Source organism: Azospirillum sp. FG154, from assembly GCF_057809575.1.
Genome location: NZ_JBMDKF010000001.1, coordinates 39,695 through 66,610, shown reverse-complemented (window position 1 = coordinate 66,610; position 26,916 = coordinate 39,695). Strand labels below are relative to the sequence as shown.

General features: G+C 65.1%; 23 protein-coding genes. 12 read left to right on the top strand and 11 right to left on the bottom strand.

Going from position 1 to position 26,916, the window contains the following annotated elements; translation table 11 throughout:
• The first annotated feature begins 32 nt into the window (after positions 1-32).
• Entirely contained in the window at positions 33-1,103 is a 1,071-nt protein-coding gene (locus ACODS4_RS00345) for an AAA family ATPase (protein ID WP_488859644.1), read from the top strand.
• Positions 1,009-3,522 (top strand): S8 family peptidase, encoded by a 2,514-nt coding sequence (locus ACODS4_RS00340; protein ID WP_488859642.1) that lies wholly within the window; start codon positions 1,009-1,011, stop codon positions 3,520-3,522. The genes ACODS4_RS00345 and ACODS4_RS00340 overlap by 95 nt, the downstream gene beginning before the upstream one ends.
• Positions 3,523-3,552: 30 nt before the next feature.
• Here the strand turns inward: ACODS4_RS00340 and lepA are convergent, their stop codons facing one another.
• Complete coding sequence (gene lepA / locus ACODS4_RS00335) at positions 3,553-5,355, bottom strand: translation elongation factor 4 (protein WP_488859640.1); 1,803 nt, start codon at positions 5,353-5,355, stop codon at positions 3,553-3,555.
• Positions 5,356-5,659: 304 nt separating this feature from the next.
• Between lepA and ACODS4_RS00330 the strand changes: the two genes are divergently transcribed.
• Positions 5,660-7,279 carry an Eco57I restriction-modification methylase domain-containing protein gene (locus ACODS4_RS00330; protein ID WP_488859639.1) on the top strand — a complete coding sequence of 540 codons (1,620 nt, stop codon included), beginning with the start codon at positions 5,660-5,662 and terminating at the stop codon, positions 7,277-7,279.
• The gene (locus ACODS4_RS00325; RefSeq protein ID WP_488859637.1) at positions 7,276-8,220 is read left to right on the top strand and encodes a XamI family restriction endonuclease; all 945 of its coding nucleotides are present in this window, start codon (positions 7,276-7,278) and stop codon (positions 8,218-8,220) included. Before ACODS4_RS00330 ends, ACODS4_RS00325 begins: the two co-directional genes overlap by 4 nt.
• A 32-nt stretch (positions 8,221-8,252) precedes the next feature.
• On the opposite strand, the gene glgA is transcribed toward ACODS4_RS00325, so the two are convergent.
• Positions 8,253-9,716, bottom strand: coding sequence for a glycogen synthase GlgA (gene glgA / locus ACODS4_RS00320; protein ID WP_488859635.1), 1,464 nt, complete (start codon positions 9,714-9,716; stop codon positions 8,253-8,255).
• A 114-nt stretch (positions 9,717-9,830) separates the two neighbouring features.
• Entirely contained in the window at positions 9,831-11,102 is a 1,272-nt protein-coding gene (gene glgC, locus ACODS4_RS00315; protein ID WP_488859633.1) for a glucose-1-phosphate adenylyltransferase, read from the bottom strand.
• Positions 11,103-11,655: 553 nt separating this feature from the next.
• On the opposite strand from glgC, the gene ACODS4_RS00310 reads away from it, so the two are divergent.
• A complete protein-coding gene (locus ACODS4_RS00310; RefSeq protein ID WP_488859631.1) occupies positions 11,656-13,098 on the top strand; it encodes an ammonium transporter in 1,443 nt (480 codons plus the stop codon).
• An 81-nt stretch (positions 13,099-13,179) separates the two neighbouring features.
• Here the strand turns inward: ACODS4_RS00310 and ACODS4_RS00305 are convergent, their stop codons facing one another.
• Entirely contained in the window at positions 13,180-14,415 is a 1,236-nt protein-coding gene (locus ACODS4_RS00305) for a class I SAM-dependent methyltransferase (protein WP_488859629.1), read from the bottom strand.
• A 103-nt stretch (positions 14,416-14,518) separates the two neighbouring features.
• On the bottom strand, positions 14,519-15,466 hold the full coding sequence (locus ACODS4_RS00300; RefSeq protein WP_488859627.1) for an AraC family transcriptional regulator: 948 nt from the start codon (positions 15,464-15,466) through the stop codon (positions 14,519-14,521).
• Between the two features lie 127 nt (positions 15,467-15,593).
• Here ACODS4_RS00300 and ACODS4_RS00295 point away from each other — a divergent pair, with 127 nt between their 5' ends.
• The 4 genes from ACODS4_RS00295 to ACODS4_RS00280 all read left to right on the top strand — a co-directional run bounded on the left by ACODS4_RS00295 (position 15,594) and on the right by ACODS4_RS00280 (position 18,139).
• Positions 15,594-15,950 carry a PadR family transcriptional regulator gene (locus ACODS4_RS00295; RefSeq protein WP_488859625.1) on the top strand — a complete coding sequence of 119 codons (357 nt, stop codon included), beginning with the start codon at positions 15,594-15,596 and terminating at the stop codon, positions 15,948-15,950.
• Entirely contained in the window at positions 15,935-16,633 is a 699-nt protein-coding gene (locus tag ACODS4_RS00290) for a hypothetical protein (protein WP_488859623.1), read from the top strand. The genes ACODS4_RS00295 and ACODS4_RS00290 overlap by 16 nt, the downstream gene beginning before the upstream one ends.
• 42 nt (positions 16,634-16,675) lie before the next feature.
• On the top strand, positions 16,676-17,296 hold the full coding sequence (locus ACODS4_RS00285; RefSeq protein WP_488859621.1) for a hypothetical protein: 621 nt from the start codon (positions 16,676-16,678) through the stop codon (positions 17,294-17,296).
• A 78-nt stretch (positions 17,297-17,374) separates the two neighbouring features.
• Complete coding sequence (locus ACODS4_RS00280) at positions 17,375-18,139, top strand: class I SAM-dependent methyltransferase (protein WP_488859619.1); 765 nt, start codon at positions 17,375-17,377, stop codon at positions 18,137-18,139.
• A gap of 6 nt (positions 18,140-18,145) precedes the next feature.
• Here the strand turns inward: ACODS4_RS00280 and ACODS4_RS00275 are convergent, their stop codons facing one another.
• Entirely contained in the window at positions 18,146-19,222 is a 1,077-nt protein-coding gene (locus tag ACODS4_RS00275; RefSeq protein ID WP_488859617.1) for an asparaginase, read from the bottom strand.
• A gap of 189 nt (positions 19,223-19,411) precedes the next feature.
• Between ACODS4_RS00275 and ACODS4_RS00270 the strand changes: the two genes are divergently transcribed.
• Together ACODS4_RS00270 and ACODS4_RS00265 are read left to right on the top strand one after the other, a co-directional pair.
• On the top strand, positions 19,412-20,086 hold the full coding sequence (locus ACODS4_RS00270; RefSeq protein WP_488859615.1) for a substrate-binding periplasmic protein: 675 nt from the start codon (positions 19,412-19,414) through the stop codon (positions 20,084-20,086).
• 76 nt (positions 20,087-20,162) lie between these two features.
• A complete protein-coding gene (locus ACODS4_RS00265; protein ID WP_488859613.1) occupies positions 20,163-20,750 on the top strand; it encodes an RNA methyltransferase in 588 nt (195 codons plus the stop codon).
• 49 nt (positions 20,751-20,799) lie between these two features.
• On the opposite strand, the gene ACODS4_RS00260 is transcribed toward ACODS4_RS00265, so the two are convergent.
• The 5 genes from ACODS4_RS00260 to ACODS4_RS00240 form a co-directional block, all read right to left on the bottom strand.
• Positions 20,800-21,318, bottom strand: coding sequence for a 3'-5' exonuclease family protein (locus ACODS4_RS00260; protein WP_488859611.1), 519 nt, complete (start codon positions 21,316-21,318; stop codon positions 20,800-20,802).
• A gap of 10 nt (positions 21,319-21,328) precedes the next feature.
• On the bottom strand, positions 21,329-23,197 hold the full coding sequence (locus ACODS4_RS00255; protein WP_488859609.1) for a DUF294 nucleotidyltransferase-like domain-containing protein: 1,869 nt from the start codon (positions 23,195-23,197) through the stop codon (positions 21,329-21,331).
• A gap of 143 nt (positions 23,198-23,340) precedes the next feature.
• Positions 23,341-25,053, bottom strand: a complete 1,713-nt coding sequence (locus tag ACODS4_RS00250) for a cation acetate symporter (protein WP_488859607.1) — start codon at positions 25,051-25,053, stop codon at positions 23,341-23,343.
• Positions 25,053-25,355: a DUF485 domain-containing protein gene (locus ACODS4_RS00245; protein ID WP_488859605.1), complete on the bottom strand. Its 303-nt coding sequence runs from the start codon at positions 25,353-25,355 to the stop codon at positions 25,053-25,055. Before ACODS4_RS00245 ends, ACODS4_RS00250 begins: the two co-directional genes overlap by 1 nt.
• A gap of 258 nt (positions 25,356-25,613) precedes the next feature.
• Entirely contained in the window at positions 25,614-26,180 is a 567-nt protein-coding gene (locus ACODS4_RS00240; RefSeq protein WP_488859603.1) for a DUF1178 family protein, read from the bottom strand.
• Between the two features lie 157 nt (positions 26,181-26,337).
• Here ACODS4_RS00240 and ACODS4_RS00235 point away from each other — a divergent pair, with 157 nt between their 5' ends.
• On the top strand, positions 26,338-26,913 hold the full coding sequence (locus tag ACODS4_RS00235) for a class I SAM-dependent methyltransferase (RefSeq protein WP_488859601.1): 576 nt from the start codon (positions 26,338-26,340) through the stop codon (positions 26,911-26,913).
• Positions 26,914-26,916: the final 3 nt, after the last annotated feature.

Sequence of the window (26,916 nt, the reverse complement as noted above, 5' to 3'; positions counted from 1 at the left end):
GGCTTGCCGCATCTGAATGTGGCGCGTTTCCCATGGCCCGAAGTGATCTCCTTGTCTCTCTGGTTCGCGCAGGCATCGCCGGTGAGCGGGAGACGCTGAAATCAACGGTCGAGGCGCTGGTGGCCGATGAGCGGGCGAAAAGCCACCATGTGCTGGCCGACCGGCTGCAACGCGCGCTCAACACGGTGGCGGTGACGCCGCCGCCGCTCACCTCGGCGTCCGTGGGGGCGGGTGGCGGGCGCGACGCCATTCTCGAACTTACGCCAAAAGTCCGGTTGGATGATCTCATCCTGCCATTGCCGGTTCGCCGCAACGCCGACCAATTCATTGAAGAGCATTTCCGGGCCAGCGTGCTGCGCGCGCACGGGCTGGAACCACGGCACCGCATTCTGCTGTCCGGGCCGCCGGGGAATGGCAAGACGTCTTTCGCCGAAGCCATCGCGGAAGCCTTGAATCTGCCCTTTTTCGTCGTGCGCTACGATTCCCTGATCGGCAGCTATCTGGGGGAGACGAACACCCGCCTGCGGAAGCTGTTCGACTATGTCAGAACCCAGCCCAGCGTGCTGTTCTTCGACGAGTTCGACGCCATCGGCAAGGAGCGTGGAGACACCCACGAAACCGGCGAGATCAAGCGGGTCGTATCGTTCCTGTTGATGCAGCTCGATCAATTGCCCAGCTACGTCATCGTGGTTGCGGCAACCAACCACGCCGAACTGCTGGATCGGGCGGTGTGGCGGCGCTTTCAGTTGCGCTTGGGATTTCCGACGCCAGACCAAAATATGCTGGCCGCCTATGTGGACCGATTGATCGATCAATGGCCGCAAAGACCGCGCACGGGTGCGAAAGAGATCGTTCGCACACTTGGAAAGGTAAGTTACGCAGAGGCGCGCGAATACTGTCAAAATGTTCGGCGACGGCATATACTCGGTTTGGGAGAAATTCATATCGACGATGCGTTGAAGGTGGAGTCTGACCTTTGGGCGTCGCGTATCAAACCGACAGAGAGCGATGCCGAGCGATCCGACCAAACCGCTGCTGCGCCTGACACCAAAACCAAACGGCGACCGCCGCAAAGGACCGCCAAAGGTTCCTCCGAGGCCTGAGCCGTTTTCGCGCGACGAGCAAGCGCGAAAATTCTCGCGCTTGACGGAGGTGCTGGCACGGCCCGGTGGGCTGGAGTTGACCTTGGATCCGACCGCCTTGGCGCCTGAGCGGTTGTTGGTGTTCGAGGTGCGTGGAGCCATTCAAGATTTTGCGGTGGCTGCCGGAAAAATTGGCATCGATCTCATTGACGAAGAAGAGTTGGACGAAGATTCGGAGGATAAGGCTCCGGTCGCGTATCTGCTTTTCCCCGATGTTCGCGCATTCGACAACATGCAGTCATTGTGGAAGCAGTGGATTGCGGGCGAGTCTTTGCGTCCCGTCGCTTGGAATAAGTTCTTTTCTCTCTTGCGTGATCTTCGCCCCTGGGGGCCGGATGATCGATTGAGCAAAGAAGATCAATCTTTCTTGCAGGAGGAAATCGAGGGAAAATCCGATGAGGATCTGATTTCTTTGGAAATTGATCTTGTTTTTCAAAAACATGAGAAAGCGGCTCAACAGAGGGAGCGGTCTTTTCTAACGGATGTCCAAGCCGCCGGCGGACGCAAGCTGAACCGTTCTTACATCGGGGACATCGCGTACCATGCGGTTTTGATCGAACTTCCTGTTCGGTCCGTGCGCGAAATTGCCGGTCGGTCGCCGTCGAGCGTGATCGGTCATTCCGCCGTGATGCACATCCGGTCCCAAAGCGTTTCGTCGCTGTTGGACGTGGCTGACACCGAGCAATCGCTGGCATCGGTTGATGAGGCGCCAGAGAAATCCCCCATCCTGGGGTTGCTGGACGGGGTGCCTGTGGCTCGACACCCGTTGCTGTCCGACCGGGTGGTGGTCTCCGATGTCTTTGATTTGGAGACTGGATCCGAAGCGGCGCACCGTGTGCACGGCACGGCGATGGCGTCGTTGATTGTCCATGGCGACCGCAACCGGTCGGAAAGCCATTTGGATCGCAAAATTCATATCGTTCCGGTGCTGGCGTGGAACGGGGGTGAAGAGGGATTCCCGAAAGGGCGCCTGATTGTTGATGTGATTTACGAGGCTGTGCGCAGCATGCGCGAGGGTAAGGACGCGGAAGCTCCCGACGTCCTCATCGTGAATCTGTCGCTTGGCAATCCTCGACGCCCCTTCCATGGGCAAATGTCCCCGTGGGCGCGGGTTCTGGATCGTTTGGCGTGGCTCTATGGCGTGCTGTTCGTGGTCAGTGCGGGAAACGCGGTCAAGCGGTTTCCGGTAGAGCCGTTCAAGCGGATGTCGGATTTTGAGGGTGCAGCCCCCAACAGCCGCGCCACCGCAACGCTGTTGGCGGTGAACGGCAAAGCCGCTGAACGGCGTTTGATTTCTCCTGCCGAGACCCTGAACGGGTTGACCGTAGGCGCGTTGAACCAGGATGCGGTGCCCGATCATCAACGACGGACAGTTGGCATGACGGTTGAACCATTCGCTGGTTATGCAATGTCCAATCCATCGAGCCGCTTGGGGCCGGGGTTCGCCAGATCGGTGAAGCCGGACATTCTGATGCCGGGCGCGCGTGAGCATCTCCGGGTTGTTGGCGGCGCGGAGCGAGTCCTGGTTCAACCGATGGAGCCAACCCGCGCCTTCGGCCTGAAGGTCGCGGCACCACCGACTGCCGAAAATGAAGCTGCGGAGGGGTTCACCAACGGCACCAGCGCCGCTGCGGCGTTGGCGTCGCGGACGTGCCACCGGATTCACGACGCGCTGGAAGCGGCCTATGGCGAGGCGTTCACGGGGCTGCGCCACATTCAACGCGCTGTGCTGCTCAAGGCGTTGGTCGTTCATCCCGCTCAGTGGCCAAAGGAGACGGCGGAATTTATTCATCAAACGCTCGGTCCTTCAGACCCCAAACAACATGTTCGCCAAAGGGACAACATCCGGCGGTTCCTCGGGTATGGCGCGCTGGATGCGGACGACGCTGTGGCCTGCGCGGCGGATCGGGCGACCTTTTGGGCCATTGGCGCATTGGGTCGCAAACAATCGGCGCTGGTGGAGGTGCCGATTCCGGCCTGCATCGGCGGGCAGGCGCGCTTGCATGGTCTATCGGCCACATTGGCGTGGTTCACGCCGGTTCAGTCCGGTCGGCGCAGCTATCGGGCGGTTCGTTTGACTCTTCTGGACCCGGAGAACATCGACACGCTGGCGATCAAGCCATCCAAGGCGCAACCCGATCACAATCAGATACGGCGGGGGACGGTTCTGTCACGGCGTTGGGACGGTGAGCGCCCGCCATTGGTCAGCAAAGACATGACCGTTCGGTTGATCGTCCAACGGGAGTTGGATCAAGGCGCTCCGGTTGACGAGCGCGTGCCGTTCGGGCTGGCGGTCACGCTGTCCATGCCAGGAGTGAACGAAATTTACGAACAGGTTCGTCAGCGTCTTCAATTGAAAACGCGAGCGGCGATACGTTGAGGGCGGGCCGAAGCCCGCCCCCTCACACTCTCACTCATCCCCCATCTTGAGCGCGGCGATGAACGCGCTCTGCGGGATCTCCACCTGGCCGAATTGGCGCATGCGCTTTTTGCCTTCCTTCTGCTTGTCCAGCAGCTTGCGCTTGCGGCTGATGTCGCCGCCGTAGCATTTGGCGGTCACGTCCTTGCGCATGGCGCTGATGCTCTCGCGGGCGATGACCTTGCCGCCGATGGCGGCCTGCACGGCGATCTTGAAGAGCTGGCGGGGAATCAGTTCCTTCAGGCGTTCGCACATCATGCGGCCACGGCGTTCCGACTGGCCGCGATGGACGATCATCGACAGGGCGTCCACCGGCTCGGCGTTGACCAGGATCGACAGCTTCACGAGGTCGCCCTCTTCATAGCTGTCCATCTGATAGTCGAAGCTGGCGTAACCCCGGCTGATCGACTTCAGCCGGTCGTAGAAGTCGAACACCACCTCGTTCAGCGGCAGGCGGTAGATCAGCATGGCGCGGGCGCCGGCGTAGGTCAGTTCGATCTGCTGGCCGCGCCGTTCGGTGCAAAGCTGCAAGACGCCGCCCAGATACTCGTCGGGCAGCATGATGGTGGCCTTGATCCACGGCTCGTCGATGTGGTCGATCTTCATCACGTCGGGCATGTCGGCGGGGTTGTGCAGATCCCGCACCGACCCGTCGGTCATGCTCAGCTTGTAGACCACCGACGGCGCCGTCGTGATGAGGTCCAGGTTAAACTCGCGCTCCAACCGCTCCTGGATGATTTCCAGATGCAGCAGGCCGAGGAAGCCGCAGCGGAAGCCGAAGCCCAGCGCCGCCGACGTCTCCGCCTCGTAATGGAAACTGGCGTCGTTCAGCTTCAGCTTGCCCAGGCTGTCGCGCAGCCGCTCGAAATCGGCGGCGTCCACCGGGAACAACCCGCACCACACCACGGGAATCGACGGCTTGAAGCCGGCCAGAGCCTCGGCGGCGGGGCGGCGCTCCTCGGTGATGGTGTCGCCGACCTTGGTCTGGGTGATGTCCTTGATCGCGGCGGTGATGAAGCCCATTTCGCCGGGCCGCAGCTCGCCGGTCAGCAGCGCCTTGGGCGTGAAGACGCCGACGCGCTCCACGTCGTGGGCGCTGCCCGCCGCCATGAAGCGGACCTTCTGGTTCACCTTCAGCACGCCGTCGACCACGCGCACCAGAATGACGACGCCCAGATAAGGGTCGTACCAGCTATCGACCAGCAGAGCCTTCAGCGGCGCGTCGGCGTCGCCCTGGGGCGGCGGCAGGCGCTTGACCACCGCCTCCAGCACCGCGCCGATGTTCAGGCCGGATTTGGCCGAGATCTCCACCGCGTCGGACGCGTCCAGCCCGATGACGTCCTCGATCTGCTGCTTGATCCGGTCGGGTTCGGCGGCGGGCAGGTCGATCTTGTTGAGGACCGGGATGATCTCGTGGTTGTTGTCGATGGCCTGATAGACGTTGGCGAGAGTCTGCGCCTCCACCCCCTGGCTGGCGTCGACCACCAGGATCGAGCCTTCGCACGCGGCCAGCGAGCGGCTGACCTCATAGGCGAAATCGACGTGGCCCGGCGTGTCCATCAGGTTCAGGGTGTATTGCTTGCCGTCTTCGGCCTTGTAGAGCAGGCGGACGGTCTGGGCCTTGATGGTGATCCCGCGCTCGCGCTCGATGTCCATGCTGTCGAGCACCTGCTCGCGCATTTCGCGCGCGTCGAGGCCCCCGCATTGCTGGATCAGCCGGTCGGCAAGCGTGGACTTGCCGTGGTCGATGTGCGCGATGATCGAGAAATTGCGGATGTGCGAGAGGTCAGTCATCGGTGCCCAGGGACTTTAAGAGTTTGCCGCGCACCATAGGGCCGATGCGGGGTAGGCGCAACGATGGTGTGCGGGGGCGGAATGGGAGCAATGGCTTGGGGTGGCGGCATAGAGTTTGATTGACTACAATCGTCCACAGGCCTTCCTTGGGCGCGTTGGGAGCAGGACAGGCGCATTCAAAGCGGCGGGTGGGGCCACCGCACGGCAAGGGCGGGTGTGGGATGGTATGGAGTGTGCTGTGACGATTGCTGAGCGACCGTGTCAACGGATCGCGGGTTCACATGATGAGACGGCGAGCCGGGAGATGCGCGATCCGATCATTTTCTCAGGCTTGATCCCATCTGAACGTCACCTTGCCGGTTTGGCCCGGCTGCTTGCCGGTTGTGATTCGCTGACGGCTGTGGAGCGGCGCGTCCCCCACGCTGCTGTGCGTGAACTTTCGCCCGAAGTGATCGCTGCGGCGCGCGCCTCCATTGAACGCGGCGAGGATCCGCTCGGCTCCGCGTTCTGCGCCTTGAGATCGGCCGCAGAGCGCAGGAGCGCTGGCGCGGTCTATACGCCTCCAGCCATTGTCCGCTCGATGGTCGCCTGGGCGGCGTCACAAGGCGAGCCGGCCCGCATTGTCGATCCCGGCGCTGGATCGGGGCGTTACATTCGGGCTGCGGCGAAACAGTTTCCAGAGGCCGCGCTGATTGCGGTTGAGTTGGATCCGCTCGCGGCGCTTCTGCTCCGGGCCAATTTGGCGGTTTGCGGGCTGGCTGATCGAACGCAAGTGATTGTTGGCGACTATCGATCCATCCAGTTGCCGGATATTCGGGGAGTGACTCTTTTCATTGGCAATCCTCCGTATGTGCGTCACCACGATCTTGGGGCAACCTGGAAGAATTGGTTTGCCGAAAGCGCTTCAAAGCTTGGCATCAAAGCCAGCAAGCTTGCCGGTTTGCATATCCATTTCTTTTTCAAGACGATGGAACTGAGCAAGTTCGGAGACATTGGTTGTTTCATCACGTCGGCGGAGTGGCTTGATGTGAATTATGGCGGCGCGTTGCGGCGTCTGCTGGTGGATCATTTGGGGGGGTGCGCGCTTCATGTGCTGGATCCCAAGGCGATTCTCTTTGCCGATGTCGCGACGACCGGAGCGATCACCTGTTTCCGGGTTGGGCGCCGACCAGACGAGTTTCGGATGCGCAGCGTCGCGGATGTTGGACAGCTCAATGGCCTGTCCGACGGCGCTCCGGTGCCGTGGGAGCGGCTTGACCGCGCGCGTGGTTGGTCGTCCATTCTCCGACCGACGGCAGCTCCCCCGGCGCATTATGTTGAATTGGGCGCGCTGTGCCGGGTGTCACGGGGGCAAGTCACGGGAAGCAACGGCGTGTGGATTGCCGGAGCCGAAGCCAAAGAGCTTCCCGAAGCCGTGCTCATGCCAACGGTGACAAAAGCGCGTGAGCTGATTGCGGCTGGAGACGCGCTGTGGGACGCCTCGTCGCTGCGCCGGGTGGTGAATTTGCCGATGGATTTGGACGAAATCGACAGCCATCACCGAAAGGCGGTCGCTCGATTTCTGGCTTGGGCGAAAGCCAGGGGGGCTGCCGATGGGTATGTGGCCCAGCATCGCGGCGCGTGGTGGTCGGTGCGTCTTTATGAACCGGCTCCGATCATGTGCACCTATATGGCGCGCCGTGCGCCCGCCTTTGTTTTGAATCTCTGCGGGGCGCGCCACATCAACATCGCTCATGGGCTTTATCCGCGCCAAACCCTGAGTCCGAATCAGATTGCCGGGCTTCTGAAGTTTTTGCGCGAGCGAACCAGCGTCGACAGCGGGCGAACCTACGCGGGTGGGTTGACGAAGTTTGAACCAAGAGAGATAGAACGGTTGTGGGTTCCCGATTTGCCGGAACTCGCCGAGATCGGAGCCAAAACGTGACCCGCCCCAACGTTGCCGTCACTCCGCGATTATGGTCTGCACACGAATTATCTTTGGAAGCTCAAAGGTCTTTGGAGGATTTCCGCAGGCGTCGGCTTGCGGAGCCGACCTTGCGCTATGCGCAGCTTCTGCGCCAGGAAAAGACCGCCGTACGGCGCCTTATCCGCGTGTTGACGCCTGTGAATCCTGACAGTCCTGATCCTGCCGCGCTGGCCGCGATCATTGACAACCCGGACCTGTTCGATGCGTTGCGTTATGTCGCGGGGCCGCCGGTGTCCACGGATGATCTGGGCGTGTTGGTGACGGCAAGCACGACCCGTTTGACCAAAGGGCGGTTGCGAAAAGAGCCGGATCTTGCCCACCAGACCTTGAGCCTAATTTGCCAACTGACGGATGGAAATCGGTTTCCATGGGTCAAGGCGCGACGCAAAGCAACGTTTTCGGAGGTCAAGCGCGCCGTCTATGCGACGGCGTCGCTGCACGCTTCGCAACGAATCCAAACGGAGCGTCGGGCCTATGGGCGTGTGGTCGAGGGGATGCTCGCGAAGGCTTTGCTGGATGCTAAATTCACCAAGCTGTCGCCCGGCAACGGCAACAAGGTTGACGCTCCCAACCAGTTGCCAAAACCCAAGACCTTCTTTGGTGAATGCACGCTGAGGGGGCGCAAGGCGGATTTGTTGATTGGGTTGTCTGATGGACGGGCTGTCGCCGTAGAAGCCAAGGACAGCGCGTCCGTGGTGAACAGCGTCAAGCGCGTGCTCAACGATACGGCAGCCAAAGCAAAGCATTGGGCTGGAAAGTTTGGTGAAACGGTGGTTCCCGTGGCTCTGCTTTCAGGGGTGTTCGGGGTAGATAATTTGCAAACAGCGCAAAAATCAGGGCTTTATTTGGTTTGGTCCCACGATTTGGAAGGGTTTCTGTCATGGGTGGAGGCTTCCTGACCGACAGGTTGCTCTCCACCTTACGGTGAATGTCAGACCAACCCCCGGTACAGCTCCATATACTCCTCCGCCGGGCCGCTCCAGCCGAAGTCGCGGGTCATGGCGTGGCGTTGGGTGGCTTGCCAGCGGTCGGGTTTGCGGTAGAGGGTCAGCGCGCGGCGCAGCGACCACAGCAGCTCTTGGGGCGTGGCGTTGACGAATTGGAAGCCGGTGGCGCTGCCGTCGTTGGCCGCCGCCGGGTTGGCGTCGATGATGCTGTCGGCCAGACCGCCGGTGCGGCGGACCAGCGGCAGGCTGCCGTATTTCAGGGCGTACATCTGGGTCAGGCCGCAGGGTTCCGACCGCGACGGCACCAGGAACAAGTCGCATCCGGCCTGGATGCGGTGGGACAACGGCTCGTCATAGCCGATGCGGACGCCGACCGATTGCGGGTGGTTCTGCGCCAATTGGCGGAATCCGGCCTCGCTGGCCGGGTCGCCGCTGCCCAACACCACCAGTTGGCCGCCCCAGGCCACCCACTGCGGCGCGGCGTCGAGCACCAAATCCAGGCCCTTGTGCCAGGTCAGGCGGCTGACCACGGCGGCCAGCGGCGCGTCGGGGCGGCGTTCCAGGCCAAAGGCGGATTGCAGGTCGGCCTTGCAGGAATCCTTGCCGCCCAGATCGTCGGGGCTGTAGCGCGCGGCGCTGTGCGGGTCGCGCGACGGATCCCAGATGTCGTAATCGACCCCGTTCAAAATGCCCGACAGCGCGGCGGATCGGCTGGCCAGCAGGCCTTGCAGGCCGGTGCCATGCTCCGCCGTTTGGATCTCGTGGGCGTAGGTCGGGCTGACCGTGGTCAGGCGGTCGGCGTAATAGCAACCGGCCTTCAGGAAACCGATGTTGCCGTAATACTCCACCCCGTCCATGCGGAAGGAGGAGGAGGGCAAGCCCAGCTCCCCCAGCATCCAGGGGCCGAAATTGCCCTGATAGGCGATGTTGTGGATGGTCAGCACCGTGCCGGGCCGCGTCGGGCCGCTGAAACGGTCGGGCCGCAAGGTCAGATAGGCGGGGATCAGCGCGGCTTGCCAGTCATGACCGTGCAGGACGTCGGGCCGCCACCAGGGATCATAGCTGGCGTGGGCGGCGAAACCGGCGGCGGCCCAGGCCAACGCGGCGAAGCGCTGGGCGTTGTCGGGCCAATCCTGCCCATCCGGTCCCAGGTAAGGATTGCCCGGACGGTTGTAGAGCGACGGCGCGTCCAGCGCGTAGGCCAGAACCCCGTCGGGCGTGCGGCCCAACAGCAGGCGGGCGCGGTCGCAGCCGGGCAGATCGGTGATGAGGTCGCCGACCTCGTGCAGATTCGACAGGCCGTTCAGCACCGCCGGGTATCCCGGCAGCAGCAAACGGACGTCGGCCCCGGCGGCGTTCAGCGCGGGCGGCAAAGCGGCGGACACGTCGGCCAGCCCCCCGGTCTTGACCAGCGGGTAGCATTCGGACGTGGCGTAGAGGACGCGCATCGGGGGCGACTCGGTTGGGGATGGGGCGGGGGGATGGGATGTTTGCGGTTGCCCCCTCCCTAACCCTCCCCCGCTTTCAGCGGGAGAGGGGATTGGTGGGACAGGGCGAGGGGGTCAGTCTTTGGGCAGGGCGTCGATCATCTCGCGGGTGATGAGGCAGACGCCGCCCTCGCTGCGGTAAAAGCGCTGGGCGTCGAGTTCGGGATCCTCGCCCACCACCAGCCCGTTGGGGATGGTCACGCCCCGGTCGATCACCACCTTGGTCAGGCGGCAATGGCGGCCGATGTCGCAATCGGGCAGCACCACCGCCTCGTGCAGCTCGCTGTAGGAGTTGACGCGGACGGAGCTGAACAGCAGCGAGCGGCGCACGGTGGAGCCGGAAATGATGCAACCACCCGACACCAGCGAATCCACCGCCATGCCGCGCCGGTCCTCGTCGTCGAAGACGAATTTGGCGGGGGGAAGCTGTTCTTGATAGGTGAAGATCGGCCAGTCGCGGTTGTACATGTTCAACTGCGGCGTGACGTGGCACAGGTCGAGGTTGGCTTCCCAATAGGCGTCGATGGTGCCGACGTCGCGCCAATAGGGCACGTCGTCCGGGGCGTCGATCACCGCGCTGTCGGCGAAATTGTGCGCCATGATCCGGGCGCCGGACTTCACCAGGTAAGGGATGATGTCCTTGCCGAAATCGCGGCTGGATCCGGGGGTGGCGACGTCGCGCTCCAACTGGTCGTACAGGAATTGGGCGTTGAAGACGTAGATGCCCATGCTGGCCAGCGCCACATCGGGCTTGCCGGGCATGGCGGGCGGATCGGCGGGTTTCTCGACGAAGTCGATGATGCGGCGGTCCTCGTCGATGTGCATGACGCCGAAGCCGCTGGCCTGATCGCGCGGCACCTCCACGCACGGCACCGTCACGTCGGCCCCGCGCGCGATGTGGTCGAGCAGCAGCGCGCCGTAATCCATCTTGTAGATGTGGTCGCCCGCCAGAATCAGGATGTGCTCCGGCTCGTGGCTGCGCAGGATGTCGAGATTCTGGTACACCGCGTCGGCGGTGCCCTGATACCAGGAGGTTTCGTCGATCCGCTGCTGGGCGGGCAGCAGGTCGCAGAACTCGTTCATCTCGCCCCGGAAGAAGTTCCAGCCGCGTTGCAGATGGCGCAGCAGGCTGTGCGACTTGTATTGCGTGATGACGCCGATGCGGCGGAAGCCGGAATTCACGCAGTTGGACAGGGCGAAATCAATGATGCGGAACTTGCCGCCGAAATAGGTCGCCGGTTTGGCGCGCCGGTCGGTCAGTTGCTTCAGACGGCTGCCGCGCCCACCGGCCAGAACCAAGGCCAAGGCGCGTCGCGGCGCCAGACGCAAATCCCGTTTGTCGAGCATGGCCGTCACTCCCTAATGCTTCTTTTTGGTTGCCGTTGCCGGTCGGCGATCCCGATGCGAGGCGTTGACGGTGCCACATCTGCAACGGCGGGCCAAGAGGCGGCGGCGAGCGTGGATTTTTTGGCGCGGGATGGCGGGAGATGCGCAAGAGTGCGGCGCACAATGTGCCTAAAAAATGACCATATGCACCAATGCAAGCCATATGGCGGGGTGAATGCGGGGCTGTTGGCGTGGATTCTACCCCCAAAGCCCGAAAACCGCACCGGAATGTCAGGAACGACATATGCCTATTATGCGGGCAGAGCAGGGCGCGACTCGGCGGGAGAAGCCTGTTGATGGACCCGACGCGGCGGCAACCCTGACGATTCCCCGCCATTTTCGGCTGGCACGCTTCTTGAAGTGATTGGAGCGTCCTTGGTCCCGTCCGCCGCCCCGTCTTTGCCGGGGACGGGGCGACCGGGACGGGGTGCCCCTTGCGGCGATCGTCCAACAGACCTCGGGTTTCGGACGAGCCGCAGCGGGCGGGAGTGATTTAGAAGAAAGAGGAGCCTCGATGAACCGTCTGTTCCTTCTGGCCGCACCGATGATGGCGGTTGCTCTGGGCTTGGCCGGTCTGCCCGCCGACGCCCTGGCGCAAGATCCTGCGGCCGCTGCGGCGGCTGCGGCTGCGGCGGCGGCCGCCGCAGCGGCTCCGGCGGCCCCGGCGGCCCCGACCATCAACGGTGGCGACACCGCCTGGATGCTGGTCTCGACGGCGCTCGTGCTGATGATGACCATCCCCGGTCTGGCCCTGTTCTACGGCGGCATGGTCCGCAAGATGAACGTGCTGGCCACGGTGATGCAGAGCTTCGCCATCACCTGCCTCATCAGCGTCCTGTGGTACGTGATCGGCTACAGCCTCGCCTTCACCGGCCAGGGCGCGTATGTCGGCGGTCTGGATCGCCTGTTTCTGAACGGCCTGAACTTCGCCACGCCGTTCGTTCTGGGCGAGGGCGGCGCCTCCCCGGTGGCGACGACGATCCCCGAGCCGATCTTCATGATGTTCCAGATGACCTTCGCGATCATCACCCCGGCGCTCATCACCGGCGCCTTCGCGGACCGCATGAAGTTCTCCTCGCTTCTGGTCTTCACCGCGCTGTGGTCGCTGGTCGTCTACGCGCCGATCGCTCACTGGGTCTGGCACCCGGCGGGTTTCCTGTTCGGCCTGGGCGTGCTTGACTTTGCGGGCGGCACCGTCGTTCACATCAACGCGGGCGTCGCCGGTCTGGTCGCCGCGCTGGTCATCGGCAAGCGCAAGGGCTACCCCAAGGAAGCCTTCATGCCGCACAACCTGGTGCTGTCGCTGATCGGCGCCTCGCTGTTGTGGGTGGGTTGGTTCGGCTTCAACGCCGGTTCGGCTCTGACCGCCGGTCCGCGCGCTGGCATGGCCATGGCCGCCACGCACATCGCCACCGCCGGCGCCGCCATTGGCTGGCTGTTCGCCGAGTGGGCGGTCAAGGGCAAGCCCTCGGTTCTCGGCATCATCTCCGGCGCCGTCGCTGGTCTGGTCGCCGTCACCCCGGCCGCTGGTTTCGTCGATCCGACGGGCGCCATCATCATCGGCCTGATCGCTGGCGTGGTCTGCTTCTGGTCCGCCACCAGCCTCAAGAAGATGCTTGGCTATGACGACAGCCTGGACGCCTTCGGCGTGCATGGCGTGGGCGGTCTGATCGGCGCGCTGCTGACCGGCGTGTTCGCCAAGATGTCGGTGTCGAACAGCGAAGGCGGCTTCGCCGCTGTCCTCGCCGCCGACCCGAAGGCCACGCTGGGCCTGCTGGAAGGCAACGCTGCGGCGGTGTGGATCCAGGTTCAGGGCATCGCCTGGACGGTTGGCTGGTGCGCCATCGCCACCTTCGTCCTGCTGAAGGTCATTGATGTGGTCATGGGCCTGCGCGTTGACGAAGACGTCGAGCGCGACGGTCTGGACCTCGCCCTGCACGGCGAGAGCATCCACTAAGAACAGGTTTTGTTGACGCCTTCCATCCAGAACTCTGGCCGCCGGGGGAAACCCCGGCGGTCTTTGTTTTGGGATCAGGCGTCAGCGCCGCAGATACATCTTGCCGACGCCGTTCAGCGCCGTGAACAGGGCCTGAACCTGGGCGAAGAACACCTCCCACGTCGCGCCGGCAGCGGGCGCGATGGCGGCGTGGATGTCGGCCAGCGTCGCCTTGCCATCGACCCGCGCCAGGATCGGCCCGGCCAGACGGGGCAGGGGAAGCGGCAGAACGGTTCCCAACACCTCCACCTCCAGGCTGCCGCCGGGCGGCAGGCCCTTGGCCAGCGCCGCGCCGTCGAGATCGCGCAGCACCGGAATGACGTCCGGTCCGTCCAGTTTCGCGACGGCGTTGGCGAGATCGGCGGGGCGCAACAGATAGGCGATGTGCTTGGTCATGCTGCCGCAAATCTGCTCAGCCCAGGCGGCGCGCTCCAGCCAGGACAGACCGTCGAGCCGTTTCAGCACGCGCGGGTCGCGCACCCAGGTGGACGGTTCGTAACGGATCGGGTCGATCAGCGAGCCGATGGCCAGCCCGGCGCTGTCGGCCAACGCCGCCAACTCCGGCACCGTGTAAGGACGGTCGCAGGAGTGCAGCAGCAAATCGTACAAATTGGCGTCGGCCTGCCGGTGGTCGCTGACGAAGGGGTTGTTCAGCAGCCAGTTCGACGCCGGGAGATGCTGGATCAGGCGGCGGGCCAGCGCGACCTTTTCCGCCGGGGGCAGCCCGTCGGTCATCGCGCGCAGGGCGGCCTGCATCGGGTAGACGCCGGTGCGGCCCAGCGGGGCGTAGACCATCAGACCGATGCCGCCGCCGGGGGCCAAGGCTCCGGCCAGCGAGCGCAGACCCGCTGACGGATCGGGCAGATGGTGCAGCACGCCGCAGCAATCGATGTAGTCGAACGGCCCGTCCTGCGCCGTCACCGCCTCCAACTCCAGCAACGAGCCGCGTTGGAACGTGATGTTGGTCAGGCCGCGCGCGGCGGCGCGGGCCTCGGCGATGGCGCGGCTGGCGTCGGACAGATCAAGGTAGGCGACATGGCCGGGATGACCGGAATCGGCCAGTTGCTGGGCCAGCATGATCGCCCCGTCGCCGGTGCCGCCGCCCGCCACCAGAACCCGCAAAGGGCGGCCAGCGGGCAGGCGTCCGCCAAAGACGCAATGGGTGATCTCGTCCAGATGGCTGGGCGATCCGGTGATAAGACGCTTTTTCTCATCCGCCGGGTCGCGCGCCGGGTAAGGGTAAACCTCATACTGGGCGCGCAGATCGTCGATGCTCATGAAGGGGGCTGCCGTGGCTTTGGGACAAGGGCGGGAAGGGTGCGGTTGGCCGGACCATACACCGCGCCCCCGCCGCTGGGCAGCCCCCGCTTGACCGGTGTCCTTACGTCAGCGGCACGCAAATGCGGGTCAGCCACTCTTCCGGCGGCACGCTGCGCGGGTCGTTGAGATACTCTTCAAAACAGGGTTGGTCGGCGGGCGTCTGGCCGCTGGCGGGCAACCATTCGCCATACAGCCATTGATAGACGGCGCCCAACGCCGCGTAAGGGCCTTTGTGAACCAGAACGGCGTGACGCCCGCCCGGCAGATCCAGGCCTTTCGCGCCATCTTCCAGCGTTGGGGCCGATTCCAGGGCCAGCCCGGCGAAGGAGCGCAAATCCTCCGGCGCCACCGCCGAAGGGTCGTCGAAATAGACGCCGATGCAGCGCGTGGCGGGCGTCATCAGGTCGCGCCCGGCGGCCCAGGCGTAGGCGCGGGAAAAGGCGGCGTTGATCTCCATGTAAGGGCCGCGATGGTCGAAGCCGATCAGGCTGGTCGCGGGCAGGGTTTCAATGGTGACGGTGGGCATGGTGGCGGTGGGCATGATGTCCTCCGGGGTTCGGTTGGGCTTGTCGTCATGGGGCCACGCGAAGGGCGACAGACGCCCCGACCGCCGGTAAGCGGCGGGGGTGACGCCGTAGCTTTGGGCGAAGGCGCGGGTGAAGGCGGCGACGCCGCCATAGCCGGCCTGTCGGGCGATGGCGGCGATCGTCCGCGTGTCCTGGACCAACGCCCCCGCCGCCCGGTGCAGGCGTTGACGGCGCAGGGTGTCGGTGACGGTTTCCCCGGTCATCGCCCGGTAGATGCGGTGGAAATGGTAGGGCGAAAAACAGGCCACCGCCGCCAACGCGTCCAGATCGAGCGGATCGTCCAGATGGGCGGCGATGTGCCGGACCACCCGGTCCAGCCGCCGTCCGTAATCCAGCAGCGTGTCGGCCTTGGCCGGTCGATCCGGGCGAAGGTCGGGGAACATGATGTCAGGGAACGGGGGGCTTGGGCGGCTCGTCGTCATCGTCGCGTGTCTCCAATGCGCCGACCCTAACCGGGGTCGGATTGATCGCGCTTGCGGAGTTCGGGGAATCCTTCAGGCTTGACGCCTCGCGATCCTATGCCTAGTAATTCTAGGTATGGAAGGCGACATGCTCAAAGGACACCTCGACGCCATCGTGCTCGCCGCCCTCGCGGGCGAACCGGCGCACGGCTATGCGATTATCGAGGAAATCAGGCGGCGCAGCGGCGGAGTTTTCAACCTGCCCGAAGGAACCGTCTATCCCGCGCTGCACCGGCTGGAAAAGGCCGGGGCGGTGAACAGCGACTGGACCACCGCGCCCAACGGGCGGCGGCGGCGGGTCTACACCCTGACCCCGCAAGGGCGCGCGTCGTTGAACCACCATCGGGACGTCTGGCGCGACTTCGCCCGGGCCATCGAAGCGATGATGGCGAGTGGCGAATCCGGCGCGTTGTTGGGGGAAGATCCGTCATGGCCGACGCGCTAGAGACGTATCTCGACGCGCTGGGCGAGGCGTTGCGCTTTGACCCGCCGCTGGCCGACCGCGTCGTGGAGGAGGTTGGGGATCATCTTGATTGCGCGCTGGCGGCGGAGTTGTCCGGCGCCGATTCGGAATCCGATGGCGACGCGGACGCGGCGCTGGCGCGGGTGATCGCCCGTTTTGGCGCGCCGCGACGGATCGCCGGGCAATTCGTCGCGCTGGCGCTGGAAACCAACGCGGATCGGCTGTGGCGGCTGGCGGCGCTGACGGCGGCGGTCTCCTTCGCCGTGATGCGGCTGCGGGCGCTGCATCTGGATCCGGTGGCGGCGGCGGGCGACGGCTTGGCCGTCGCCGCCCTGATGTTGGACCGGGGCGCCTTCATCGCCGCGTTGGCTCTGGGGCTGTGGGGATGGTGGCTGGCGCGCGACGCCCGCCGTTCCTGGCGGCCCGATCCGCGCGGCTGGCGTCGGCTGTTCGCCGGGTTGCGGCTGTCGGCGCTGGCGCTGGCCGCGTTGATGCTGTCGGTCGCCGCCGACACGGCTTTGACGCTGCCTCGGCTGATTGAGACCACAGGGGTTTTTTGGCCCGCTGCGGCGCTGACGGTGGAAATCGCCCTGGTGCTTGCCCTCGCCATCGCGGTCAGCCGCAGCCGCGAGCAGGCCGCCGCTCTGCGCCGCCTGCTGTTCTGAACCGTTCCATCCCACCATTTTCGCAAAGGCATCGCCGCGATCATGATTGCGACCGCTCCCTCACGCTTGGCTGGCTGGCGGCTGGTTGGCGGGACCGCTGTGTTCCTGTCGCTCGCCGTGGCGTCGTTGGTCGGGACGGCGCCCGAGGCGACGGACGGGTTGCGTCACGCGATCCGGCTGACGGCGCGCAGCTCCTTCGCTCTGTTTCTGCTGGCTTACACGTCGTCGTCTCTGGCGGCGTTGGCGCCCTGCGGCGCGACGCGTTGGCAGCGGCGGAACCGTCGCTTTTTCGGGCTGTCCTTCGCTCTGTCGCACATGGTTCATGGCCTGCTGTTGATCGCCTTGGCGCAACGAGACCCCGCTCTGTTCTGGAGCCTGACCAACGTCGGCGCTCTGGTGTCGGGCGGCGTCGCGTATGGCTTCATTCTGCTGATGGCGGCGACCTCCTTTCCCTGGGCGTTCGTCGTCTTGGGCGGGCGTTGGTGGGGCGTTCTGCACCGCGTCGGCGTCCATTATCTGTGGATCAGCTTTCTGGTCACGTTCGGCAAGCGCGTGGCGCTGGACAGCGCCTACGCCCCGGCGATGGTTCTGCTTGGTCTTGCCCTGTCGTTGCGCGGCGCGGCATGGTGGGCGGGGCGCAAAAGGCCGCTCAGGGAGCTTTGAGTGAGTTCGGCGCCGAGCGTTCCGCCGGGGCTGGAGCCAGAGCGAAGGCGTTTTCAAGAGGCTGTGGACTGACATCGAATGCCGACCAACGACCATACGCCCGCATGGCGCAAAAATCTGAAGGACCGGCTGAGAAAAATTCCGGGATTTCAGACGGCGCGCCTTGTCTATCATGTGGCGCGGGGCGGGGAGCGCGGGCGCGCGGCGTCGCTGTTGCTGAGGACGCCGAACAACATGTTCCAACCCTATCCGACGACCCAGAGCGATCGGTATCCGGTGATCTTTCGGCAGGTCCGCGCGATGATCGGCGATGGCGCCGACCGGCGCCTGCTGTCCTTCGGTTGCTCCACGGGGGAGGAGATGTTTTCGCTCCACCAGCTTTTTCCCCAAGCGGCGATCACCGGGATCGACATCAACCCGCGCAACATGTCCATCGGTCGAGCCAAAGCCCGAAAGCTTGGTCTTGATCGCCTTGAGTTCATAACCGCCGGATCACCGGAAAATCAGCCAAGCGAGGGCTATGACGCCATATTCGCCATGGCGGTGTTCCGTCATGGCGATTTGAACGTCATCCCGCCGTCGGCGCGCTGCGACCCTTGGATCCGGTTTGACGATTTCGAGAAAACGGCGTCCGATCTCGCCCGCTGTCTGAAACCGGGCGGCGTGCTGGTCATCAAACACGCGCAATTCCGCTTCGCCGACCTCGCTGTGTCGGCGGAGTTCGACGTCGTGCTTCGTCAAAGCGACGATCAAACGGGTCCTTGCTATGGACGCGACAACAGGCTGTTGAGCGGCGCCTCGTATGACGAGGTGATGTTTCGCAAAGCAAACCGCGCCGGGTGATCGTCGTCAGACGTTGCTTGGCGGCCAGCCTTCCGCCGTGCGGATCACGCCGACCTCGCGCCCGGCGCGGTTGACCAGAGGGACGGTCAGCAGATCGGCGGCGCGGGTCCATTGCTCCTCGGTCAGGGCGTTGGCGGCGTGGATCAGCGCGGCGAGCGCCACGTCGCGGGCGCGGGCGGCCCCATCCTCGATCTTCAGGGCGATGCCGATTCCTTCCTTGGGCAGCACGGCGCAGGCCACCCCCTCCGCCCCGCTTTTGACCAGAGCGCGACCGCCGGACGCCTGCATCATCCGGGTGTCGAAGCTGTCCTTGCCGCCGATCAGGTGGGGGTGGGCCTTCCACGCCTTGGTGATCCGCGCCACGGCGTTGGCGCGGGCGTCGGGCAAATCGACCGGATCGGCCAACCGGGCCATGGCGTAGGCGACGCCGCCCAGCGGAACGCCGATGGTGGGCGCGGCGCAATTGTCCACGCCCCACGGCGCGCGGGAGAGATCCTGGCCGGTCATCTGCTCCAGCACGCCCAGCACCCGCTGTTGCGCCGGGTGGTCGAAACGGGTGTAGCCTTTGGTCGGCTCCCCCCGGTGGTGGGCGGTGGTGAGGAAGCCGGCGTGTTTGCCGGACGCGGTGTTGTGGAAGACGGTCGGCTGTTCGCCGTCGCGGATCAAATCGGCGGCGCTGTCGGGATCGGTCGGGATCTGGGCGCCGCAGTCAAGATCCTCGGCGGTCAGGCCCAGACGCTTGATCCAGCCTTCCAGAAGGCGGATGTGGCGGGTCTCGCCGCTGTGGCTGGCGCAGGCCAAGGCCAGTTCGGAATCGCCCAACTCGAACGCGTCGAGCGCGCCGCTTTCCACCAACGGAATCGCCTGGATCGCCGCGATGGCTGAACGCGGGTAAATCGGGGCGGCGATGTCCCCCCATCGCGCCAGCACATGACCGGCGGCGTCCACCAGACAGGCCCGTCCGCGATGGACCGATTCGATCATGCCGCCGCGCGTCACCTCAATCAGAATCGGGCTTTCGGCGGGGCCGGACAGGTCGGCGTGGTCGTGGTCATGAGGATGATGGCTGTGATCGTGCGTCATGCCGTCCAGAGTGCCGCCCCGACTTGTGGGAGGCAAGAGCGCGTGCGGGAAAATCAGGGGCGGCCCGCATGGACAACCCATCCACGCAGGCCGCACAATTCGGCTGCTTTTTAGGAAATTTGCGCCTTTTGCGCTTGGGCCGCTTCGGTTGGCGCGCAGGCGCAGCCATCGAATGTGGGAGAACGGCCGATGATTCGCGCGTGTGTGTGTGCTGGTGTGGTCGTCCTGGCGCCGGTCGCGGCCATGGCCGACATTCTGGTGACGACCGAGGAGTACCCGCCCTTCAACATGACCCAGAACGGCAAGGTGACGGGCATCGCCACCGAGCTGGTCAAAAGCATGTTTGAGAAGGCGGGCGTCGCCTACAAAATCGAGGTTCTGCCCTGGAACCGCGCCTATCAGACGGCGCAGACCCAAAAAGACGCCTGCGTCTACAGCGCCACCGAGACGCCGGAACGCAAGGATCTGTTCCAATGGGTCGGGCCGTTGGTCAGCAACGACTGGGTGCTGTTCGCCAAGGCCGACAACGCCACGCCGTTGAAAAGCTTGGACGACACGCGCGGCAAGGTGATCGGCGGTTACGCGGGCGACGCGGTCGCCGCCTATCTGGAAAAGGGCGGCTACAAGGTGGACATCGCTCCGCGCGACGAACTGAATCTGCCCAAGCTGGCGGCGGGGCGGATCGATTACTGGGCTTCGGGATCTGAACTTGGCCCCTATCTGGCGAAGACGCAAGGGGCGGCGGATCTCATCAAGCCGGTGCTGACCTTCAACAAGACGGTGATGTCGTTGGCCTGCAACAAGGACACCGACCCGGCGGCGCTGGCCAAGCTGCGGGCGGCGCTGGAGGGGCTGCGGAAATAGCGCAAGCCCTTGCGTGGTTGGAACGGGCGGGGCAATCTCCGCCCGTTTTCCCCCACACAGCGGCACGTCCCCCATCATGCGCGGTTATTTCGCCATCGGCGTCGAGCGGATCAGCAAGCCCGGCAATCTCGGCAATCTGATGCGTTCCGCCCACGCGTTCGGCGCGTCTTTTTTCTTCGCCATCGATCCAGAACCGGATTTGCGGGAAACCAAGCTGGTCGACACCTCCGGCGCCACCATGCATCTGCCGCTGTATGTCCATGACCGGGTGGCCGATTTCACCCTGCCGAAGGATTGCGCGCTGGTCGGGGTGGAGTTGACCGACGACGCCATCGCGCTTCCCAGCTTCCGCCACCCGACCCGCGCCGCCTATGTGCTGGGACCGGAACGCGCCAGCCTGTCGCAGCCGTTGATCGACCGCTGCGACTTCGTGGTCAAGATCCCGATGGCCTTTTGCGTCAATGTCGGGGTCGCCGGAGCGCTGGTGATGTATGACCGCATGATCTCCATGGGCCGTTTCGCCGAACGTCCGGTGCGGCCCGGCGGCCCGCTGGAAGGGCCGTCGCTGCACAAGCACGGCAAGCAGATCATGCGCAAGGCCGACCGCCGCCGCCGCATCCGGGGCGAACAACTGCCGGTGAACGGGGCGGACGACGGAGAGTGAGGCGAATTGCGTCCGTCAACCGTACACGAATGATTGTCTTGGCGCGCGCCTAGCCAGCGTTGGTCAGCCGCAGCCACGCCATGGCGGCGGCCAGCGCGGTCCCCCGCGCGTCGTCGGCGCGCGTCGGCAGGTCGAGATCCTGGATCATGCTGTCCAGCCGCAGATCGACCGCGCTTTTCGACAGGCTTCGGACCTTGCGGTCGTAATAGAGGCCGGACACCTCGGTCCGCTCGTTGGTCAGCGGCCCGCCGGTCAGCCGTTCGACCATCGCGGCGGAGAAATCCAGGAAATAGCCGATCAGCGGGCGGGGGCCGATGAAACGGCGCAGCCGTTCCCCGGCGTCGGTCGGAAAGCCGTCTTCCTCTCGCCGCAGGATCAGCGCGCCGCCGGTCAGGATTCGGTTGCCCCGGACCCGCAGGGCGACCAGCAACAGCGGTTCGGCGTTGGCCGCGTCGTAGGACGTCGCGTCGCAATGAAGCGCGACACGCTCAAGACGCGCCGCCGTGTTGGCCTGGGCGCTGGCCTGGGCGCTGAACTGAGCGCTGGTCGGGGGACTGTCGGTCGGCATCGCCGGCCCCTCAATGATTCAGGCGGAAATGATAGGCGATGGTTTCCTTGAAACTCTTCACCAAGGCCAGGCAATCCTTGAACTGGTCGTGGTCGAGTTTTCCCAGCCGGTCGGGGTGAACCATGTTGTCGATGGCCAGTTCGGTTTGGTCGTTCCCGGACTCGCTGGGCGAATCGACGCGGGCCTTCAGCCGGATGGTCGACAGGATGGTGAGCGCCTCCACCAACTCCCCGGCCAGCTTGCGGTCCAGCGCGCCCAACTCGGCCAACGCCCAGATGCGGGCGACGGTGTTGGTTTCCACCATGTGTTTTTCCAGGGCCAGCGCGCGGACGCCGTGGACGATGGGGAAAATGCCCGCCTTCTTGATGTCCACCGGCTCCGCCCGGCGCCGCTCGAACAGGGCGGCGAACAGGCCGGACGGCGTGTCGAAGGCGAGCGTTGGGCGGGCGAACTGGCTGAAGAACATCTGGTTGTCCTGCAACCGGCTCAGCAGATAGCCCTTGGCCTCGTCCAGCAGGCTGGAATCCCCGGCGACGGGGGCGGCGTCGTAGAAGATGGCGAGATTCATCGCCGCCGCCTCGTCGGTGTGATGGATCCAGTGAAAAATCGCGTCCTTGTAACCGGCCAGCGGGCGGGTCCAGGCGGGGTTGGACACCATGATGTCGCCGGGGCAGGGCGGGTAGCCGAAGGACACCAGATGGCGCGTGAACGCGGCGGCGATGTCGGGCAGGGCCGGGCAATCATAGCCGTCGCGCAGGATCAGGCCGTTGTCCTGGTCGGTCTTCAACACCTGTTCGCCGCGCCCCTCGCTGCCCATGACGATCAGGCAGGAGTTTTCCAGCAGGTCGGGCGGGGCCAGCAACTCGAACAGCTTGCGGAAGACGCGGCGGTTCAGTTCGGTGACGAGGTCGGCGATGAAGGCGACCTTGACGCCGGTGGCGTGCAAGGTGCGGATCAGCGCGACGATGGACAGGCTGGCCCGCCGCAGATCGTCGGGCGAATCGGCGTGTTCGACCTGAAGCCCGATCACCTGGGAATGGTTGGACAGCACGGCCAGCAGGTCGCTTTGCCCCAACAGCCCGACGATTGCGCCGTCTTCGGTGACGACGACGCGGCGCACCGCGTGCTTCGTCATCAGCACCAGGGCGTTGAACAGCAGATCGTCGCGGTCGATGGTCAGCAGCCCATAGCGGGCGAGCGGCCCGACCGGCGCGTCCACCGGGCGGCCTTCCAGAACCACCCGGTCGCGCAGGTCGGTGCCGGTCAGGATGCCGACGCGTTCCCCCTCCGGCCCAACGTCGCGGACCAGAACGCTGCTGGCGTGGTTGCGCTTCATGGTGTCGGCGGCGTCGCGCAGGCTGGCGTCGCCTGCGACGAACAGCGGCGGGTGCAGATAGGCCTGCCGGATGCGGGCCATGGTCAGCGCCGCCATTTCCCGGTTGGAGCGCTCCGCCGCCAACGCCCGCATGCGCTGGGCGAACGCGCCGAGAACCGCCGCGCCGAACGCCGGATTCTCGCGGGCCAACCCCTCCAGCAGCGGGCGGGGAATGACGTGACAAACCGTGTCTTCCGTCGCCACGAAGCTGCGAACCGGCCCGCCGCCGTAGAGAGAGGCGAGGTCGAAGCTGTCGCCCGGCCCATGCAGCGCGGCGATCTCGCCGCCGTGGCGTTCCTGCACCGCCCCGCGCAGCACGACGAACAGCGCGTCGGTGGGATCGTCGCGGCCCAACACGACGCTGTCCTTGGCGTAGAGGCCGATGTCGAGCGCTGACGTGAGGCCGTCGCGCTGGTCCGCCGTCAGCAGATCGAAGGGCGGGCGGTCGCAATCGAAGGCGCCCGGATCGGGCTGGGCAGAATCGAGCCGGGAAAGGTCGGACACGGGCGCCGCTCCGTTGGACAGAGGACAAAAAAAGACGCCCCTGGAAGATCCAGGGGCGCTCTCAGGTTACACCCGTCCCGCAGGGCACGGGAAGTCGGGTGCGACAATTGGCGTGCGAAGCGAACCTCGCGCGATGGCTCGCGTTAGTGAGCCGAGGCCCCCTCCGCGCCCAGGCCGGTCTGCGACCGGATGTACTGGGCCTCGAAGTCGCGGCGTTCCTTCTGCGCCTGCTCGCTGTTGTCGGTGATCGAGAAGAACCAGATGCCAGCGAAGGCCAGAATGATCGAGAACAGGCCGGGGTTGTCGTACGGGAAGATCGCGGTGGGATGACCCAGCACGGCTTTCCACACGGTCGGGCCAAGCACCAGCATGGTCACGGCGGAGACCAGGCCGATGGTGCCGCCGATGACGGCGCCACGGGTGGTCATCTTGCCCCAGAACATCGACATCAGCAGGATCGGGAAATTCGCCGACGCCGCGATGACGAAGGCCAAGCCGACCATGAAGGCCACATTCTGGTTTTCAAAGGCGACGCCCAGAATGATCGAGACGATGCCGATGACCACCGTGGTGATCTTCGACACGCGGATCTCGTCCTGCTCGTTGGCGCGGCCCTTGGCGAAGACCGAGGCGTACAGGTCATGGGAGACCGCCGAGGCGCCGGCCAGCGTCAGACCGGCGACCACCGCCAGGATGGTGGCGAAGGCGACGGCGGAGATGAAGCCGTAGAACAGGTTGCCGCCCACCGCGTGCGCGGTGTGGATGGCCGCCATGTTGGTGCCGCCGATGACCGTGGCGATCGCCGCCTTCACGCCAGCCGCCGGGGCCGCCGTCAGGAAGGGATAGGCGCCGCTGGCGTCGGGCGACAGGATCAGCACGATGGCGCCGAAGCCGATGATGAAGGTCAGGATGTAGAAGTAGCCGATGAAGCCCGTGGCGTAGAAGACCGACTTGCGGGCTTCCTTGGCGTTCGACACCGTGAAGAAGCGCATCAGGATGTGCGGCAGACCGGCGGTGCCGAACATCAACGCCATGCCCAGCGAGATGGCCGAAATCGGATCGGTGACGAGCGCGCCCGGCGACATGATCGCCAGACCCTTCGGGTGGATGTTGACGGCGGCCTGGAACATGGCTTCGGGGTTGAAGCTGAACTTGGCCAGGATCATGAAGGCCATGAAGGAGGCGCCCGACAGCAGCATCACCGCCTTGATGATCTGCACCCAGGTCGTCGCCAGCATGCCGCCGAAGGTCACGTAACCGATCATCAGCACGCCGACGATGACGACGGCGACCAGATAATCAAGGCCGAACAGAAGCTGGATCAGCTTGCCCGCGCCGACCATCTGGGCGATCAGGTAGAAGGTGACGGTCGCCAGCGAGCCGCAGGCCGACAGCGTGCGGATCGGCGTTTGCTGGAAGCGGTAGGACGCGACGTCGGCGAAGGTGTATTTGCCGAGGTTGCGCAGCCGTTCCGCGATCAGGAACAGCACGATCGGCCAGCCGACCAGCCAACCCACCGAGTAGATCAACCCGTCGAAGCCCGACGCGTAGACCAGACCCGCGATGCCGAGGAAGGAGGCCGCCGACATGTAGTCGCCAGCGATCGCCAGACCGTTCTGGAAGCCGGTGATGCCGCCGCCGGCGGCGTAGAAATCCTTGGCCGACTTGGTGCGGCGGGCGGCCCAGAAGGTGATGCCCAGCGTCAACAGCACGAAGGCCAGGAACATCACGATGGCTTCGTAGTTCGTCGCCTGCTTCTGCACGGCGCCGCCAATGGCGTCGGCGAAGGAGGTGGCGGGAACCAGAGCGCCGGTCGCGGCGAGCGCCGCGACGATGCGGGAATTGGCAGCGCGCATCACTTCAAATCCTCCAGGATCTGGCGGTTCAGTTCGTCGAACTCGCCGTTCGCCCGATTGACGTAGATGCCAGTCAGAACGAAGGCCGAGACGATGGTGAAGACGCCGATGGGAATGCCCCAGGTGGTGACGCCCGCGCCAATCGGCGTGCCAAGAAAGCCCTTGCCGAAGGCGACCAGAAGGATGAAGCCGAAATAGATCACCAGCATGGCGATCGAAAGCGTCCAGGCGAAGGCTGAGCGCTTGGCGATCAGCTCCTGGAATTTTGGATTGTTCACAATCCGTTGTGTGTTCTGACTCATAGTGCGTCCCCTCACGAGTGCCGAGCGGTTGTTCGACGGTCCTTTGAGACACTCGGGCTTGTACCGTCTTTGGTGTAGGCCCTTGATCCAGCCAATTGTTTGATACAGATCATAGTTGGGCGCACCCCCGACCATGGTCGGGTCGGCCGGACCGGCGGGGGGCGGGACGCGGACGCGGAAAAGGCGCCGCGTCAGGCGCGGCGCCTTGCAAACTGTCAGTTTTCCCAATGATTTCGGACGGAATCAACCAGAGCGGAATCAGGAATCCGTGCGTGGAAGCCAGGGGATGCGGTGAAATGTCACACCCTCCTCGTTCAACGCCTCGACGTCCTCGGACGACGCCTCGCCGTAGATGCCGCGTGGGTCGGCCTCGCCATAATGAATGCGGCGGGCTTCCTCGGCGAATCGGTCGCCGACATAGTCGCAATTTTTCTCCACCGTGCGGCGGACCTCGGACAATTGGCGGATCACCTCCGCCACTGCCTCGCGCTGGGCGTCGTTCAGCGTCGGGGGCAGGCTGGCGACGACGTCCGCCGGGGCGGGGATGGTGGCCGGGGCGGATGGCGGCGGCGCGGCGGGGCTTGCGCTGGCGTCCTTCGTCTCTTTCGCGGCGTTCTTCGCCTCCGCCGTTTCGTGGGCGCGGTCGACCGCCTTGGCGACGCCCTTGGCGATGCGTGGGGCCATCGGCGCTTTGGTGACGGCGTGGTCGCCGCAGACCGGGCAGGCGATCAAATGGGACGCCGCTTGCTCGTCATAGGCGGCGCCGCTGCGGAACCATCCCTCGAACCGATGGTCGGACGAGCATTTCAACGCGAAGAGGATCATGTCCCCACCAAACCTCTGAGGGTCAGCGACCCGTGATAAGCAAACGTTGCGCCAGACGTCGGGCGCGCGCGCGGTTGCGGCGCGACTCGGCATCGGTCTTAATTCAGCACGGCGGGACCGCCCGCGTCAAACCCCACACCCATTCCGCAGGCCCAACGTGACCACCGATTCACACTCCTCCGCGCCCCATCCGTCCTTGCCGTCGGCGTCGCCTTGGGTCATCCGCTTCGCCCCGCTGGTCGCGGCGGGCGGCAGCGTCCTGGATCTGGCCTGCGGGTCGGGGCGGCATCTGCGGCTGTTCCACCAGCGCCGTCACCCGGTGGTGGGGGTGGATCGGGATCTGGGCGGGGTGGCCGATCTCGGCGGAACCGACGGGGTGACGCTGGTTCAGGCTGATCTGGAGGATGGCGGCCCGTGGCCCTTGCCGCCCGGCCAGCCTTTCGCCGGGATCGTCGTGACCAACTATCTGCACCGGCCCCTGTTTCCGGCGCTGCTCGACGCGCTGGCCCCGGGCGGGGTTCTGATTTACGAGACCTTCGCCATCGGCAACGCCCGCTTTGGCCGCCCCTCCTTCCCCGATTTTCTGTTGCGGGAGGGGGAGTTGCTGGATCTGACCCGCGACCGCCTGCGCGTCGTCGCGTTTGAACAGGGGGAGGTCGCCGCGCCGAAACCCGCCGTCGTGCAGCGGATCTGCGCGATCAACGGCGCCGGGGAAGCGCGGCGGCTCGACTGAAGC

Excerpts from the sequence above, each read along its gene's own strand:
- lepA (WP_488859640.1), bottom strand. The coding sequence starts at position 5,355 with ATGACTGACCTCTCGCACATCCGCAATTTCTCGATCATCGCGCACATC.
- ACODS4_RS00290 (WP_488859623.1), top strand. The coding sequence starts at position 15,935 with ATGGCCGACGCGCTAGAGACGTATCTCGACGCGCTGGGCGAGGCGTTG.
- glgC (WP_488859633.1), bottom strand. The coding sequence starts at position 11,102 with ATGCTCGACAAACGGGATTTGCGTCTGGCGCCGCGACGCGCCTTGGCC.
- ACODS4_RS00250 (WP_488859607.1), bottom strand. The coding sequence starts at position 25,053 with ATGCGCGCTGCCAATTCCCGCATCGTCGCGGCGCTCGCCGCGACCGGC.
- ACODS4_RS00270 (WP_488859615.1), top strand. The coding sequence starts at position 19,412 with ATGATTCGCGCGTGTGTGTGTGCTGGTGTGGTCGTCCTGGCGCCGGTC.
- ACODS4_RS00265 (WP_488859613.1), top strand. The coding sequence starts at position 20,163 with ATGCGCGGTTATTTCGCCATCGGCGTCGAGCGGATCAGCAAGCCCGGC.
- ACODS4_RS00295 (WP_488859625.1), top strand. The coding sequence starts at position 15,594 with ATGCTCAAAGGACACCTCGACGCCATCGTGCTCGCCGCCCTCGCGGGC.
- ACODS4_RS00305 (WP_488859629.1), bottom strand. The coding sequence starts at position 14,415 with ATGAGCATCGACGATCTGCGCGCCCAGTATGAGGTTTACCCTTACCCG.
- ACODS4_RS00240 (WP_488859603.1), bottom strand. The coding sequence starts at position 26,180 with ATGATCCTCTTCGCGTTGAAATGCTCGTCCGACCATCGGTTCGAGGGA.
- ACODS4_RS00345 (WP_488859644.1), top strand. The coding sequence starts at position 33 with ATGGCCCGAAGTGATCTCCTTGTCTCTCTGGTTCGCGCAGGCATCGCC.
- ACODS4_RS00275 (WP_488859617.1), bottom strand. The coding sequence starts at position 19,222 with ATGACGCACGATCACAGCCATCATCCTCATGACCACGACCACGCCGAC.
- ACODS4_RS00330 (WP_488859639.1), top strand. The coding sequence starts at position 5,660 with ATGCGCGATCCGATCATTTTCTCAGGCTTGATCCCATCTGAACGTCAC.
- ACODS4_RS00280 (WP_488859619.1), top strand. The coding sequence starts at position 17,375 with ATGCCGACCAACGACCATACGCCCGCATGGCGCAAAAATCTGAAGGAC.
- ACODS4_RS00245 (WP_488859605.1), bottom strand. The coding sequence starts at position 25,355 with ATGAGTCAGAACACACAACGGATTGTGAACAATCCAAAATTCCAGGAG.
- ACODS4_RS00310 (WP_488859631.1), top strand. The coding sequence starts at position 11,656 with ATGAACCGTCTGTTCCTTCTGGCCGCACCGATGATGGCGGTTGCTCTG.
- ACODS4_RS00340 (WP_488859642.1), top strand. The coding sequence starts at position 1,009 with ATGCCGAGCGATCCGACCAAACCGCTGCTGCGCCTGACACCAAAACCA.
- ACODS4_RS00260 (WP_488859611.1), bottom strand. The coding sequence starts at position 21,318 with ATGCCGACCGACAGTCCCCCGACCAGCGCTCAGTTCAGCGCCCAGGCC.
- ACODS4_RS00300 (WP_488859627.1), bottom strand. The coding sequence starts at position 15,466 with ATGACGACGAGCCGCCCAAGCCCCCCGTTCCCTGACATCATGTTCCCC.
- ACODS4_RS00285 (WP_488859621.1), top strand. The coding sequence starts at position 16,676 with ATGATTGCGACCGCTCCCTCACGCTTGGCTGGCTGGCGGCTGGTTGGC.
- glgA (WP_488859635.1), bottom strand. The coding sequence starts at position 9,716 with ATGCGCGTCCTCTACGCCACGTCCGAATGCTACCCGCTGGTCAAGACC.